Below are 12,512 nucleotides of genomic sequence, written 5' to 3'. Positions count from 1 at the left end.
ACACGAGACCTGCCATGACCATTTCCCTGTACGACGCTTCCATCCCTGTTCTCCAGCAAATGCTCAACGCCCTCAGCGGTGTGCTGAAAAAGGCCGAAGCCCACGCCACCGAGAAAAACATCGACCCGAACGCGTTCCTGCAAGCGCGCCTGTTCCCGGACATGTTCCCGCTGGTGCGTCAGGTGCAGATCGCCGTTGATTTCGCCAAAGGCATTTCTTCGCGTCTGGCCGAAGTCGAACTGCCGAAGTACGACGACACTGAAACCACCTTCGCTGAGCTGCAAGCACTGATCGCCAAGGTTCTGGCCTACATCGGCGAGTTCACGCCAGAGCAGATCAACGGCAAGGAAGGCATCGAGATCGTGACCCGTCCGGGCACGCCTAAAGAGAAGCGCTTCACCGGCCAGGCTTACCTGCTGACCTACGGCCTGCCGCAGTTCTTCTTCCACGTCACCACCACTTACGCACTGCTGCGCCACAATGGCGTGGAAGTGGGCAAGCGCGACTACATGGGCGCGTTCTAAACCGTCCAGGTACAAAAAAGCCCGCCAAGGATTGCACCTTGGCGGGCTTTTCATTGGTGAATCAAAAGATCGCAGCCTGCGGCAGCTCCTACAGTTGCACGCATTCCAAAGTAGGAGCTGCCGAAGGCTGCGATCTTTTGATCTTTACGCCAATCGTTCTGCTTTTGCCTCTTCACCCAGGCAAGCCGCCGCGGTGAACAGCACATCGGTGGACGAGTTCAGCGCGGTTTCCGCCGAGTCCTGCAACACGCCGATGATGAAACCGACCGCCACCACCTGCATGGCGATTTCGCTCGGGATGCCGAACAGGCTGCATGCCAGCGGAATCAGCAACAGCGAGCCGCCGGCTACGCCCGAAGCGCCGCAGGCACAGATCGCTGCGACGACGCTCAGCAGGATCGCGGTGGGAATGTCCACGGCGATGCCCAGCGTGTGCACCGCCGCCAGGGTCAGCACGGTGATGGTGATCGCCGCGCCGGCCATGTTGATGGTCGCACCCAGCGGGATCGATACCGAGTAGGTGTCTTCGTGCAGGCCCAGACGCTTGCTCAATTCCAGGTTGACCGGAATGTTCGCCGCCGAACTGCGGGTGAAGAACGCGGTGATGCCGCTCTCGCGCAGGCAGGTCAGCACCAGCGGGTACGGGTTGCGGCGCAGTTTCCAGAATACGATGAGCGGGTTCATCACCAGTGCCACGAACAGCATGCAGCCCAACAGCACGGCCAGCAGGTGGGCGTAGCCGATCAGTGCGCCGAAACCGGAAGTGGCCAGGGTCGAGGCCACCAGGCCGAAGATGCCCAGCGGGGCGAAGCTGATCACCAGGCGCACGATCACCGTCACGCCGTTGGACAGGTCACCCAGCACTTCACGAGTGGTGTCGCCGGCGTGGCGAATGGCGATGCCCATGCCGATGGCCCACGCCAGGATGCCGATGAAGTTGGCATTCATCAGGGCGCTGACCGGATTATCGACCACGCTCAGCAACAGGCTTTGCAACACTTCGCCAATCCCGCCCGGCGCTGTGACCGCAACGTCCTGGGTCGACAGCACCAGGCTCGACGGGAACGTCATGCTGGCAACCACCGCGACCACGGCCGCGGCGAAAGTGCCCAGCAGATACAGGAACAGAATCGGCCGGATATGGGTTTCCTGACCGTGCTTGTGGTTGGCAATCGACGCCATGACCAGTACGAACACCAGAATCGGCGCGACGGCTTTCAGTGCCGAGACAAACACTTTGCCGATGAACGCCGTGGACTTCGCCATGTCGGGGGCAAACAGCGCCAGGGCAATACCGGCGATCAGGCCGATCACGATCTGCGTGACCAGGCTAAGGCGTTTGAGGCGGTGCAATAGAGAAGGGGATGAAGCAGTCATAAAACGGCATCTCTGATTTTTTATAAGTGCAAGGTTTCACCGCACGTGCAGCCCGCAGGAAACCGAAGAGGAGCGCGACATCGACGCCAAAAATGGCCGATGAACACAGGGTGTACGTTTTTCAGGGCGCGGACTTTATCACAGCGTAGGAGCGATCTTTCAGACCTGTGACGAACTGCCACCATGGCATTCAACGAGATAGGCAGGTTCGTGCAACCGCGTTCGGAAACACTCTGTTAAGATTCGCCATCCTCATTTTCATGTCTGCCAGTGGGCCTCCGGGCTATCGCTGGTGTCGTCGTTTTCTCTGGAGTTCTGCATGCTGTTGCCCATTCTTCTGTTGTCTGCAGCCGGCTTTACGGTGCTGACCACGGAATTCATCATCGTTGGCCTGTTGCCGGCCATCGCCCGGGACCTTGACGTCAGCATCCCGCAAGCGGGTTTGCTGGTGACTTTGTTCGCCTTCACCGTGGCCGCGTTCGGGCCGTTCCTGACGGCGTACTTCGCCCGCTTCGAACGGCGCAAGCTGTTTATCTCGGTGTTGATCATGTTTGGCCTGGCCAACACGCTGGCGGCGCTGGCGCCGAATATCTGGGTGATGGCGTTTGCCCGGTTGATCCCGGCGCTGGGGCTGCCGGTGTTCTGGGCGCTGGCCAGCGAAACGGCGGTGGACATCGTCGGGCCGGATTACGCCGGTCGCGCCATCGCCAAGATCGGCTTCGGTATCGTCTGCGCAACGGTGTTCGGCATTCCCGTGGGCACGCTGATTTCCGATGCGTTCGGCTGGCGCAGTGCCTTCGCGATTCTGGCGGTCATCGCCTTTGCCAAGGCGTTGCTGCTGTTTATCTATCTGCCCAAGACCAACCTGCACCAGCATCAGGTGAGCTTCCGCTCGCAGTTCAAGATCCTGCGCAGCCCGCTGATGCTCGGTCACGTGCTGCTGTCAGTGATTGTGTTCAGCGGTATGTTCACCGCCTACACCTACCTGGCTGACATCCTCGAACGTCTGGCCGGCTTCAACGGCACCGTGGTTGGCTGGTGCCTGATGGGCTTCGGTGCGGTCGGGCTGATCGGCAACTCCCTGGGCGGCCGGGCGGTGGATCGTCATCCATTGATGGCGTCGATGATGTTCTGTGCGTTCATGATCGCCGGCCTGGTGGCGCTGGTGCCGAACATCCATTCGCCGCTCGGTCTGGCGGCGGCGATGGGCATCTGGGGCGTGACCCAGGCGGCGTTGTTCCTGGTCAGTCATGTGCGCCTGATGAAGGCCGCGCCCGAAGCGCCGGCCTTCGCCGCGTCGCTGAACATCGCCGGGGCCAACCTCGGTATCGGTCTGGGCGCGATGATCGGTGGTCGGGTGATCGACAGCGTCGGCCTGCAAGGTCTTGGCTTTGCAGCGGCCGCTTTCATTCTGGCTTCGATCCTGCTGGCCATCGCGCTGATGACCTTCAAGCCCCGGGAAGAAATCACAGCGCTGTAAACAACTCGCGTCGGGCACCTTCGGTAATGGCGACAATGCCGGGGTGCTTGACCTTGCGTTCAACTGAGATGGCATAGAACGACTCGCTCACCGCATCGGTCTGGCCAATCACCTCCACGCCATATTGGCGTTGCACTTCATCGGCAATCACGCTCGGGCCGATGAAGATCCCGCTGCCGGATTGGCCGAAGGCCTGCATCAGGGCGCTGTCGTCGAACTCACCGACAATTTTCGGCTGGATCTGTTGCTCGGCGAACCAGCGTTGCAAACGGCTGCGCACCACGGTTTCCGGGCCGGGAATCAGCAGCGGCGCACCGTGCAGATTGCGCGGGAAGTCCCGGCCGTAGCGTGCTGCCAGCTCAGGGGTGGCGAAGAAGCTGATCCCGCACTCACCGAGTTTCTGGCTGTAGCCCTTGATGTCCAGGTGCGACGGCATCGGGCTGTCGGATATCACCAAGTCCAGGCGCTGGATCGCCAGGTCGGCCAACAAACGCTCAAGCTTGTCTTCGCGGCACGTGATGCGCAGCGGTTCGCTCAGCTCCATGGTCGGTGCGATCAGGCGATAGACGATGGACTTGGGCACCACGTCGGCCACACCGACGCGAAACAGGATCTGCTGTTCATTGGGTTGTGCCCGCAGCATCAGTTCCAGTTCGCCACCGAGCTGGAACATTTGTTCGGCGTAGGGCAGTGCCTGGCGGCCGGCCTCGGTCAGTTCGAGTTGCCGTCCAACGCGCCGAAACAACTCGATGCCAAAGGTCTGTTCCAGTAACGATATCTGCCCGCTGATGGTTTGTGGCGTGAGATTGAGCTGCTCGCAGGCGCGCACGATGCTGCCGGTCTTGGCCACCACCCAGAAGTAATGCAATTGCCGATAATTCAACATATGTATGGCCCTCTGTAGGAGCTGTGTAGGAGCTGTCGAGTGAAACGAGGCTGCGATCTTTCAATCGCCCGAGAAAATCAACATCAAAAGATCGCAGCCTTCGGCAGCTCCTACATTCGTAAAAACCGAAGTATACATGGCAAAAATACGAATTTTCCTGAAGTATTCACTTCCCTAGAATGCATCGCTATCAACGGGCCATTGTTCAGGTCCCGTTTGTTCTAACGAGGGAAGCATCATGAAGCTGAAAACCACGGCACTGTTGATTACGTCTTTACTGGTACTGGCCGGTTGCGACCAGGCCGAGAAAAGCGCGCAACAGTTGATGGGCAAGGCTGCCGAAAGCGCCAAACAGGCGATTGACGATACCCACAAGGCTGCCGAGCAAGCACTCAGTGACGCCACCAGCGGGTTGATCAGCAAAAAAGAATCATCGGAAAAAGAATCGGAAAAAACCGAATCTTCCTCCCAGGAAATCTAAACCGTATTACAACGAGTCAGGACTGACCCATGGACTACCTTTTACAACTTGCCGCCAGCCCCACCGCCTGGGTCGCCCTTGCCACCCTGATTGTGATGGAGATCGTGCTCGGCATCGATAACCTGATCTTCATCTCGATCCTGACCAACAAGCTGCCCTTGCACAATCGACAGCGGGCACGACGCATCGGTATCGGCATGGCGTTGATCCTGCGCCTGGGCTTGCTGAGCACCATCGCGTTCATCGTCCAGTTGACCAATCCGGTGATCGAGATTCTCGGCCACGCGTTTTCCTGGAAAGACATGATTCTGATTGCCGGTGGCCTGTTCCTGTTGTGGAAGGCAACCACCGAGATCCATCACAGCATGGACCCGGCACCGGAAGATCCGAAGTCGGCGACCTCGACCGTGACCCTGGGCTTCGCTGCTGCGATCGGTCAGATCCTGATGCTGGACATGGTGTTCTCCATCGACAGCATCATTACCGCAGTCGGCATGACCGAGCATTTGCCGATCATGGTCATCGCGGTGGTGGTGTCGGTCCTGGTGATGTTGCTGGCGGCGGATCCGCTGGCCAAGTTCATCAACGAGAACCCGACGGTGGTGATGTTGGCCCTGGGCTTCCTGATCATGATCGGCATGACGCTGATCGCCGAAGGCTTTGGCGCCCATGTACCGAAAGGCTACGTCTATGCGGCCATGGCATTCTCGGCTTCGATCGAGGCGTTGAACATGATGTCCCGCCGGGCCAGGCAGAAGCGGGTAGCCACTGAGGCTTGACCCACGCTAAAAGAAACGGCCGCCTGAACTCCAAGGAGTGCAGGCGGCCGTTTTTGTTGGTATCGGGTAAAGGTGTTTGTCAGTGAGCGTTGGCGTGTTGGCTCCGCGTTTTGTCCGCTTGCGGTGCAGGTGCTGGCTGAACAGGGTGATGGTGGCGGCGAGTAATGCGCAGCACGCCCCACAGCATGGCGGCGGCTACCGCCAGCCAACCGCCAATCAACATCACAATGATCATGGTCAGGCTCATCTTTGCCTCCTCTTTGCCCTGCTGTGGGCACACGCGCTTCGCTGTCGTCCCTTCAGGGAACAGTCTAGCCGTTGCTGTATTTCAGGCTATTGAGCGAAAGTCGGCAGTCACCAACCAGTTCGCTCTATCGAATGCACGCGACTACCGTTTAGAGCTATACCGTAGCGGCGCGGCGCCCTATGATCGACGGCCAAGCCGGGAATGGGATTGCCCGGCGTCTGAACCTGAACAAGAGAGAGATGATGGTGCGGGTATTTTCTCGAATTTTGTCGACCATGCTCATAGCTGGTTGCGTGGCAAGCCTGGTGGGCTGTGCCGGTAGCGTTGCGCCCGAGATCAAGCGTTTGCCGGAGCGTGTCGAGCTCAGCGGCCGATTCTACCGAGGCGATGCGTATCAAAGCGGACCGCAGGTGCTGGCCAGCATGCTGTCCCAGCAGGGCATCGTGATTACCCCGGGGTTACTCGACAAACCCTTGCATTTGCCGGGGGCCGAAGCCCAGTTGCAACAGAACATGCAGAGCCTGGCCCGCGAGTACGGGATGGTGGTCTATCCCCTCGACAGCAACCTGCCGGCCTTGTTGACGCAAGTCGCCGCCGGTTATCCGGTGATGGTGCGCTTTACTGAAGGCTCGGCCATGTGGGCCGAACCGCGATACGCCATTCTGGCCGGCTACAACCGCCAGAAGCAGACGGTCCTGCTGCGGGCCGGGATGAATCACCGCGAACTGATGAGCTTCAGCTCCTTCGAGTCGGCGTTCAAGGACGCCGGCGGTTGGGCCGTGCTGATCCAGAATCCGACGCAAATCCCGGCCCAGGTCGATCAGCAGCGTTGGCTCAAGGCCGCCAGCGATCTGGCTCAGGCCGGTCAGGAACAGGCCGCCGCCAGGGCAAAAAAAGCCTTGGCCAGCCAGTAAGTCCGTTGGTCACCCGCCGGGCACCTTCGCCCGTCGCCAGCCTCTGATCCTTAAGGGCCCGGAATAATATCCCGGGCCGAGATCAGGAGGCGCCCATGGCTCATTCCACAACGCCCGTCGGTCCGCACTCGTCTGAGCATTCGTCTGGCAATGAGCTGGGCTTCGATCCCGATTCTCCGGACCTTGCCGATCCACAGGTCGACCCCATCGGGCCCGCCAAGGCACCGAGGGATGTGAAACCGGGGGATAATCCCAAGGCCCCGGCCAAGCCCTACGATCCACTGGCAAATCTGAAACCCTAGGTCCAATGGAGGTGCGTATGTCTACCGACTCCAGTTTCGACGACAAGCGTCCAGAGGCTGTTCCCACAACCCCCGAGCAAAGCACCGATCCGGTGATGGATCCCGACAGCCCGTTGAGAGATCCATTGGCGAGGCCAACGGTGGTGCCTACTGAAAAACCAAAGGGTTGGAGAGATCCAAGTACCGGCGACGGCATCCCGGATGACGACCAGATGCCACTGCCTAACGACTAACTTCGCGACGAAAAAAAGCCCCGAATGTTCGGGGCTTTTTCATGCGTTTGCAGCAAGGTTACTTCGACGCTTCAACCACGCCGCTCTGCCGATGCTTGAGGTTCTTGTCTGCCTTGTACTGCAAGGCTACGGAAGGCACGTCCGCGCTCCTTCCGCTCTCTACCCAATTACGCATGCGCGTGGCATCGGCAAAATGGGTGTACTTGCCATAGGCGTCAAGAATCACCAAGGCCACCGGGCGGTTACCCATTCGGGTCACCAGCACCAGGCAGTGACCGGCTTCGTTGGTGAAACCGGTTTTCGTCAGCTGGATGTCCCAGTCCGGCTTGCGGACCAAATGGTCGGTGTTGCGAAAGCCCAGGCTGTAGTTGGGTTTACGGAACGAGACGGTTTTTTCCTTGGTCGTGCTCAGCTCGGTCAGAAGCGGGTACTTGTGCGCGGCGATCAACAGCTTGCTCAGGTCGCGAGCGGTCGATACGTTGCGCGGGGAGAGACCGGTCGGCTCGACGAAATGCGTGTTGGTCATGCCCAGTGCCCGGGCCTTGGCGTTCATTGCAGCAATGAACGCGGCATAGCCGCCCGGATAGTGGTGCGCCAGAGTCGCCGCGGCGCGGTTTTCCGAGGACATCAGGGCAATCAGCAGCATTTCCCGGCGCGGCAGTTCGCTCCGGAGTTTGACCCGGGAGAACACGCCTTTCATTTCCGGTGTGTCGCTGATGTTGACGTCGATGTATTCGTCCATGTTCTGTCGGGATTCAACCACGACCAGGCCAGTCATCAACTTGCTGACGGAAGCGATCGGCACTACCACGTCAGGATTGCTGGCATAGATGACTTTGTTGGTCTGCATGTCCAGCAGCAAGGAGCTGCCGGAAGCGAGCTTGAGTGTCTTCGTATCTCGCGGCGCTGCGGTGGTCTCGTCAGCACTGGCGATTGGCGTGAGGAAAGTCCCTGTAACTGCAAAAAATAGGCTCAGGATGGAAAGACGGATTTTCACGCTGGCAGACTCATAAAGGGTGTTGATAAGCCGTTTTGTAACGGGCTGTTTCCTGAAAAGCGCGACATTCTGGAGTATGGCTGAATAACTGTCGATGGTTGTTCAAGTAACAGGTGAAAGTCCTGAGAAGCATGAAAAAAATGTCATTTTCCGGCGGGCGGTCGAGGTTTTTTCGCAGGCAAAAAGAACCCCGCCGGGGGCGGGGTTCTTTGACTCGCTGTCAGCGTCCGCGTTGAAACTCAGCTGTGCAGGGTTTCAGCAGCGTACAGGGTGTTCTCCAGCAGGCAGGCACGAGTCATCGGGCCTACGCCGCCCGGTACCGGAGTAATCCAGCCGGCGCGGGGCAGGGCGGTTTCGTAGATCACGTCACCGACCAGCTTGCCATCGTCCTGACGGTTGATGCCGACATCGATCACGATCGCGCCTTCCTTGATCCATTCACCCTTGACCAGGCCCGGCTTGCCAGCGGCCACGACGACCAGGTCCGCACGGCCGACATGGCCGGCAAGGTCCTTGGTAAAACGGTGGGTGACCGTCACGGTGCAACCGGCCAGCAACAATTCCATGGCCATCGGGCGGCCAACGATATTGGACGCGCCAACAACCACGGCATCCATCCCGTAAAGGTCGACACCGGTGCTTTCCAGCAGGGTCATGATGCCTTTGGGAGTGCATGGGCGCAGCAGAGGGATACGCTGGGCCAAGCGACCGACGTTATAAGGATGGAAACCGTCGACGTCTTTATCCGGACGAATGCGCTCCAGCAGTCTGGAGGCGTCGAGGTGTTCGGGAAGCGGAAGCTGAAGCAGAACGCCGTCGATTGCAGGATCGTCGTTCAGGCGATCGATCAGCTCGGTCAGCGCTTCTTGAGTGGTTTCGGAAGGCAGGTCATAGGCTTGGGATAGAAAGCCGACCTCTTCGCAGTCTTTACGCTTGTGCGAGACATAAACCTGAGAGGCAGGATCGCTGCCGACCAGGATCACCGCAAGGCCGGGCGTGCGCAGGCCTTGCTGGCGACGCTCGGTGACACGTTGGGCGATCTGCTGGCGCAGGCTGGCGGCGATCGATTTGCCGTCGATAAGTTGTGCAGTCATTGCGCGTGATTAACCATCGAGAGGGGAAAAAAAGAGAACGCATTCTCGCATGTCATGCGGTGAGGGCAAAGGCGCTTGGTCTGCAAATTCCCCTAACTCCTTTAATTAAATGAATTTTTTTTAAAAATGATTTGACGACCTTCGGGGGGCTCTATACTATTCGTCGCACTTGTCGGGCACAGCCTAGCACTGGTTAAGAAGGTTGAGCAGGATTACGATTCTGCGAGACTGGAAAGCACTTAGTTTGTAGTCCTCCAAGGGTACAGCTAACAAGGCGCCCGTAGCTCAGCTGGATAGAGCATCCGCCTTCTAAGCGGATGGTCGCAGGTTCGAGTCCTGCCGGGTGCGCCATTAGGCAGCTTTGGCACAAGTAACGCGATATGGTGGGCGTAGCTCAGTTGGTAGAGCACGGGATTGTGACTCCCGTTGTCGTGGGTTCGATCCCCATCGTCCACCCCATATTTCGAAAGGCGCCAGATTAACAGTCTGGCGCCTTTGCTTTAAAGACTTCATCCGCGGATGTGGTGGAATTGGTAGACACACTGGATTTAGGTTCCAGCGCCGCGAGGCGTAAGAGTTCGAGTCTCTTCATCCGCACCAAATAAAGCTTCAATCAGGCTGTTGGCCTGGCTGGAGCTTGATAAAGAAGTTGTTTGGCTTCTTTAACAGGCAATATGGTGGGCGTAGCTCAGTTGGTAGAGCACGGGATTGTGACTCCCGTTGTCGTGGGTTCGATCCCCATCGTCCACCCCATATTTTGAAAGGCGCCAGATTGAAAAGTCTGGCGCCTTTTTTGTTTCAATGGCCGCAGGTTCCGGGCTGCAGGGGCGAGGCGTTTCGTCGTATTTATGTTTCTCGATGATGCCGTCCTGTCCGCCGGCCTTGCTTGCGAGATCGGCTGTCAGGGAAGTGATTGGCGACCTCTTCTATATAGAAAGGTCGGCGCAGAGCCCTGGCGTGATTGATTGTATTTGCCATCGGGGCGAGGTGCATTCGTGCATTCGCACCTATAAATTGCCTGCTGCGTTTTTACCCGTTTTCAGTAGGGTGACTTCTTGAGTTTGACCCACTAGAATGCATGCCCTTGATTCTGGGGTCGGAAACGGCCGGCTAACGTCTGTGCAACGAGGAATATCCATGCAAGTTTCTGTTGAAAATACTACTGCTCTTGAGCGCCGCATGAGCGTCACCGTGCCGGCTGAGCGCATCGAGAGCCAGGTCAACAAGCGTCTGCAGCAGACCGCCCAAAAGGCCAAGATTGCTGGCTTCCGTCCAGGCAAAGTGCCAATGAGCGAAATCAAGCGCCGTTTCGGTGCCGACGCTCGCCAGGAAGCTGTAGGCGACGTGATCCAGTCTTCCTTCTACGAAGCGGTGGTTGAGCAGAAGCTGAACCCGGCTGGCCAGCCTTCGATCGAGCCTAAGTCCCTGGAAGCGGGCAAGGACCTGGAATACGTTGCCGTATTCGAAGTGTTCCCTGAGTTCACCGTTGCCGGTTTCGAAGGTATCACCGTCGAGCGCCTGAGCGCTGACGTGGCTGATGCCGATCTGGACAAAATGCTGGAAGTCCTGCGCAAGCAGAACACCCGTTTCGAAGTGGCCGATCGCGCTGCCCAGAACGAAGATCAGCTGAACATTGATTTCGTCGGCAAAGTCGACGGTGAAGTGTTCGCTGGCGGTTCCGCCAAGGGTACTCAGCTGGTTCTGGGTTCCGGCCGCATGATCCCTGGTTTCGAAGATGGCCTGGTTGGCGCTAAAGCCGGTGAAGAACGCGTTCTGAACCTGACTTTCCCAGAGGACTATCAGAACCTGGACCTGGCTGGCAAAACCGCCGAGTTCACCGTGACCGTCAACACCGTTTCCGAGCCAAAGCTGCCAGAACTGACCGAAGAATTCTTCGCTCAATTCGGCATCAAGGAAACCGGTCTGGATGGCTTCCGTGCCGAAGTTCGCAAGAACATGGAGCGCGAGCTGCGTCAGGCGATCAAATCCAAGGTCAAGAATCAGGTAATGGACGGTCTGCTGGCCACCAACCCGATCGAAGTGCCAAAGGCTCTGCTGTCCAACGAAGTTGACCGTCTGCGTGTGCAGGCTGTCCAGCAGTTCGGCGGCAACATCAAGCCTGACCAACTGCCGGCCGAGCTGTTCGAAGAGCAAGCCAAGCGCCGCGTAGTGCTGGGCCTGATCGTGGCTGAAGTGGTCAAGCAATTCGACCTGAAGCCTGACGAAACCCGCGTTCGCGAGATGATTCAGGAAATGGCTTCGGCCTACCAGGAGCCTGAGCAGGTTGTGTCCTGGTACTACAAAAACGACCAGCAACTGAACGAAGTTCGTTCGGTTGTGCTGGAAGAGCAAGTTGTGGATACTGTTCTGCAGAAAGCTAGCGTGACCGACAAATCGGTCTCTTACGAAGAAGCGGTCAAGCCGGTAGAAGCACCACAAGCCGACTGATCACTTTTGCGGTAAGAAGCAAACACCATAAGCCAGCCTTCGTGCTGGCTTATGCGTATTCAAGACATAACTATTTGGGAGTGACTGCAGAGCATGTTCCGTAATTCGTATATTCAGCAGAACTCTGATATCCAGGCCGCAGGCGGCCTGGTCCCGATGGTTGTCGAGCAGTCCGCTCGTGGCGAGCGCGCCTACGACATCTACTCGCGCTTGCTCAAGGAGCGAGTGATCTTTCTGGTTGGCCCGGTAGAGGACTACATGGCCAACCTGATCTGTGCGCAACTGCTGTTCCTTGAAGCGGAAAATCCGGACAAGGACATCCATCTCTACATCAACTCCCCGGGCGGTTCGGTGACGGCAGGCATGTCGATCTACGACACCATGCAGTTCATCAAGCCCAACGTGGCAACCACCTGTATCGGTCAGGCGTGCAGCATGGGCGCGTTCCTGCTGACGGCTGGTGCCCCTGGCAAGCGTTACTGCCTGCCAAACTCGCGTGTGATGATTCACCAGCCACTGGGCGGTTTCCAGGGCCAGGCATCGGATATCGAAATCCATGCCAAGGAAATCCTCTTTATTCGTGAGCGTCTCAACACGCTGATGGCCCTGCATAGCGGGCGCACTCTTGAAGAAATCGAGCGCGATACCAACCGCGACAATTTCATGAGTGCAGAAGCCGCGCGTGAGTACGGGTTGATCGATGAAGTGATCACCCAGCGCCCTGCTTGAAATAAGCAGCTCAAAATAGGG

General features: G+C 58.2%; 14 protein-coding genes and 4 tRNA genes. 13 read left to right on the top strand and 5 right to left on the bottom strand.

Features of this window, described 5'->3' with window-relative positions; translation table 11 throughout:
• The first annotated feature begins 14 nt into the window (after window positions 1–14).
• A complete protein-coding gene (locus AC1DWG_RS06970; protein ID WP_218430397.1) occupies window positions 15–524 on the top strand; it encodes a DUF1993 domain-containing protein in 510 nt (169 codons plus the stop codon).
• A 144-nt stretch (window positions 525–668) separates the two neighbouring features.
• On the opposite strand, the gene sstT is transcribed toward AC1DWG_RS06970, so the two are convergent.
• A complete protein-coding gene (sstT, locus tag AC1DWG_RS06965) occupies window positions 669–1,901 on the bottom strand; it encodes a serine/threonine transporter SstT (RefSeq protein WP_477787547.1) in 1,233 nt (410 codons plus the stop codon).
• 319 nt (window positions 1,902–2,220) lie between these two features.
• On the opposite strand from sstT, the gene AC1DWG_RS06960 reads away from it, so the two are divergent.
• Window positions 2,221–3,381 (top strand): MFS transporter, encoded by a 1,161-nt coding sequence (locus AC1DWG_RS06960; RefSeq protein ID WP_477787546.1) that lies wholly within the window; start codon window positions 2,221–2,223, stop codon window positions 3,379–3,381.
• Here AC1DWG_RS06960 and nhaR read toward each other — a convergent pair.
• Window positions 3,368–4,267, bottom strand: coding sequence for a transcriptional activator NhaR (nhaR, locus tag AC1DWG_RS06955; protein ID WP_223462333.1), 900 nt, complete (start codon window positions 4,265–4,267; stop codon window positions 3,368–3,370). The two genes, AC1DWG_RS06960 and nhaR, sit on opposite strands and share 14 nt — an antisense overlap.
• Window positions 4,268–4,505: 238 nt before the next feature.
• Here nhaR and AC1DWG_RS06950 point away from each other — a divergent pair, with 238 nt between their 5' ends.
• Together AC1DWG_RS06950 and AC1DWG_RS06945 are read left to right on the top strand one after the other, a co-directional pair.
• Window positions 4,506–4,748 carry a hypothetical protein gene (locus AC1DWG_RS06950; RefSeq protein WP_223462332.1) on the top strand — a complete coding sequence of 81 codons (243 nt, stop codon included), beginning with the start codon at window positions 4,506–4,508 and terminating at the stop codon, window positions 4,746–4,748.
• Window positions 4,749–4,777: 29 nt separating this feature from the next.
• A complete protein-coding gene (locus AC1DWG_RS06945; protein ID WP_477787545.1) occupies window positions 4,778–5,527 on the top strand; it encodes a TerC family protein in 750 nt (249 codons plus the stop codon).
• Window positions 5,528–5,606: 79 nt separating this feature from the next.
• Here the strand turns inward: AC1DWG_RS06945 and AC1DWG_RS06940 are convergent, their stop codons facing one another.
• Window positions 5,607–5,774: a hypothetical protein gene (locus AC1DWG_RS06940; protein ID WP_477754837.1), complete on the bottom strand. Its 168-nt coding sequence runs from the start codon at window positions 5,772–5,774 to the stop codon at window positions 5,607–5,609.
• 179 nt (window positions 5,775–5,953) lie between these two features.
• Between AC1DWG_RS06940 and AC1DWG_RS06935 the strand changes: the two genes are divergently transcribed.
• The 3 genes from AC1DWG_RS06935 (at window position 5,954) to AC1DWG_RS06925 (ending at window position 7,223) form a co-directional block, all read left to right on the top strand.
• Complete coding sequence (locus AC1DWG_RS06935; protein ID WP_477787544.1) at window positions 5,954–6,688, top strand: peptidase C39 family protein; 735 nt, start codon at window positions 5,954–5,956, stop codon at window positions 6,686–6,688.
• Window positions 6,689–6,783: 95 nt separating this feature from the next.
• Window positions 6,784–6,990 (top strand): DUF6021 family protein, encoded by a 207-nt coding sequence (locus AC1DWG_RS06930; RefSeq protein ID WP_477754839.1) that lies wholly within the window; start codon window positions 6,784–6,786, stop codon window positions 6,988–6,990.
• A gap of 17 nt (window positions 6,991–7,007) precedes the next feature.
• Complete coding sequence (locus tag AC1DWG_RS06925; RefSeq protein ID WP_477754840.1) at window positions 7,008–7,223, top strand: hypothetical protein; 216 nt, start codon at window positions 7,008–7,010, stop codon at window positions 7,221–7,223.
• A gap of 58 nt (window positions 7,224–7,281) precedes the next feature.
• Here AC1DWG_RS06925 and pbpG read toward each other — a convergent pair whose 3' ends face one another.
• Entirely contained in the window at window positions 7,282–8,220 is a 939-nt protein-coding gene (pbpG, locus tag AC1DWG_RS06920; protein ID WP_477765332.1) for a D-alanyl-D-alanine endopeptidase, read from the bottom strand.
• A 239-nt stretch (window positions 8,221–8,459) separates the two neighbouring features.
• Entirely contained in the window at window positions 8,460–9,314 is an 855-nt protein-coding gene (gene folD, locus AC1DWG_RS06915; RefSeq protein ID WP_046043051.1) for a bifunctional methylenetetrahydrofolate dehydrogenase/methenyltetrahydrofolate cyclohydrolase FolD, read from the bottom strand.
• 274 nt (window positions 9,315–9,588) lie between these two features.
• Here folD and AC1DWG_RS06910 point away from each other — a divergent pair.
• The 6 genes from AC1DWG_RS06910 (at window position 9,589) to clpP (ending at window position 12,491) form a co-directional block, all read left to right on the top strand.
• Window positions 9,589–9,665, top strand: a tRNA-Arg gene (locus AC1DWG_RS06910).
• 32 nt (window positions 9,666–9,697) lie between these two features.
• Window positions 9,698–9,773, top strand: a tRNA-His gene (locus AC1DWG_RS06905).
• 56 nt (window positions 9,774–9,829) lie between these two features.
• A tRNA-Leu gene (locus AC1DWG_RS06900) sits at window positions 9,830–9,914 on the top strand.
• A 77-nt stretch (window positions 9,915–9,991) separates the two neighbouring features.
• Window positions 9,992–10,067 (top strand) — tRNA-His (locus tag AC1DWG_RS06895).
• A 384-nt stretch (window positions 10,068–10,451) separates the two neighbouring features.
• A complete protein-coding gene (gene tig / locus AC1DWG_RS06890) occupies window positions 10,452–11,762 on the top strand; it encodes a trigger factor (protein ID WP_477754842.1) in 1,311 nt (436 codons plus the stop codon).
• A 93-nt stretch (window positions 11,763–11,855) separates the two neighbouring features.
• Window positions 11,856–12,491, top strand: coding sequence for an ATP-dependent Clp endopeptidase proteolytic subunit ClpP (gene clpP / locus AC1DWG_RS06885; protein WP_477754843.1), 636 nt, complete (start codon window positions 11,856–11,858; stop codon window positions 12,489–12,491).
• Window positions 12,492–12,512 lie beyond the last annotated feature (21 nt).

Source organism: Pseudomonas sp. P4_B3 (genome assembly GCF_056402295.1).
The sequence above is the reverse complement of the archived record's forward strand: the minus strand, read 5'-3'. Positions and strand labels throughout refer to the sequence as shown.

Coding starts and splice junctions, on each gene's coding strand:
- AC1DWG_RS06970 (WP_218430397.1), top strand. CDS start 15: ATGACCATTTCCCTGTACGACGCTTCCATCCCTGTTCTCCAGCAAATG.
- sstT (WP_477787547.1), bottom strand. CDS start 1,901: ATGACTGCTTCATCCCCTTCTCTATTGCACCGCCTCAAACGCCTTAGC.
- AC1DWG_RS06960 (WP_477787546.1), top strand. CDS start 2,221: ATGCTGTTGCCCATTCTTCTGTTGTCTGCAGCCGGCTTTACGGTGCTG.
- nhaR (WP_223462333.1), bottom strand. CDS start 4,267: ATGTTGAATTATCGGCAATTGCATTACTTCTGGGTGGTGGCCAAGACC.
- AC1DWG_RS06950 (WP_223462332.1), top strand. CDS start 4,506: ATGAAGCTGAAAACCACGGCACTGTTGATTACGTCTTTACTGGTACTG.
- AC1DWG_RS06945 (WP_477787545.1), top strand. CDS start 4,778: ATGGACTACCTTTTACAACTTGCCGCCAGCCCCACCGCCTGGGTCGCC.
- AC1DWG_RS06940 (WP_477754837.1), bottom strand. CDS start 5,774: ATGAGCCTGACCATGATCATTGTGATGTTGATTGGCGGTTGGCTGGCG.
- AC1DWG_RS06935 (WP_477787544.1), top strand. CDS start 5,954: ATGATCGACGGCCAAGCCGGGAATGGGATTGCCCGGCGTCTGAACCTG.
- AC1DWG_RS06930 (WP_477754839.1), top strand. CDS start 6,784: ATGGCTCATTCCACAACGCCCGTCGGTCCGCACTCGTCTGAGCATTCG.
- AC1DWG_RS06925 (WP_477754840.1), top strand. CDS start 7,008: ATGTCTACCGACTCCAGTTTCGACGACAAGCGTCCAGAGGCTGTTCCC.
- folD (WP_046043051.1), bottom strand. CDS start 9,314: ATGACTGCACAACTTATCGACGGCAAATCGATCGCCGCCAGCCTGCGC.
- tig (WP_477754842.1), top strand. CDS start 10,452: ATGCAAGTTTCTGTTGAAAATACTACTGCTCTTGAGCGCCGCATGAGC.
- clpP (WP_477754843.1), top strand. CDS start 11,856: ATGTTCCGTAATTCGTATATTCAGCAGAACTCTGATATCCAGGCCGCA.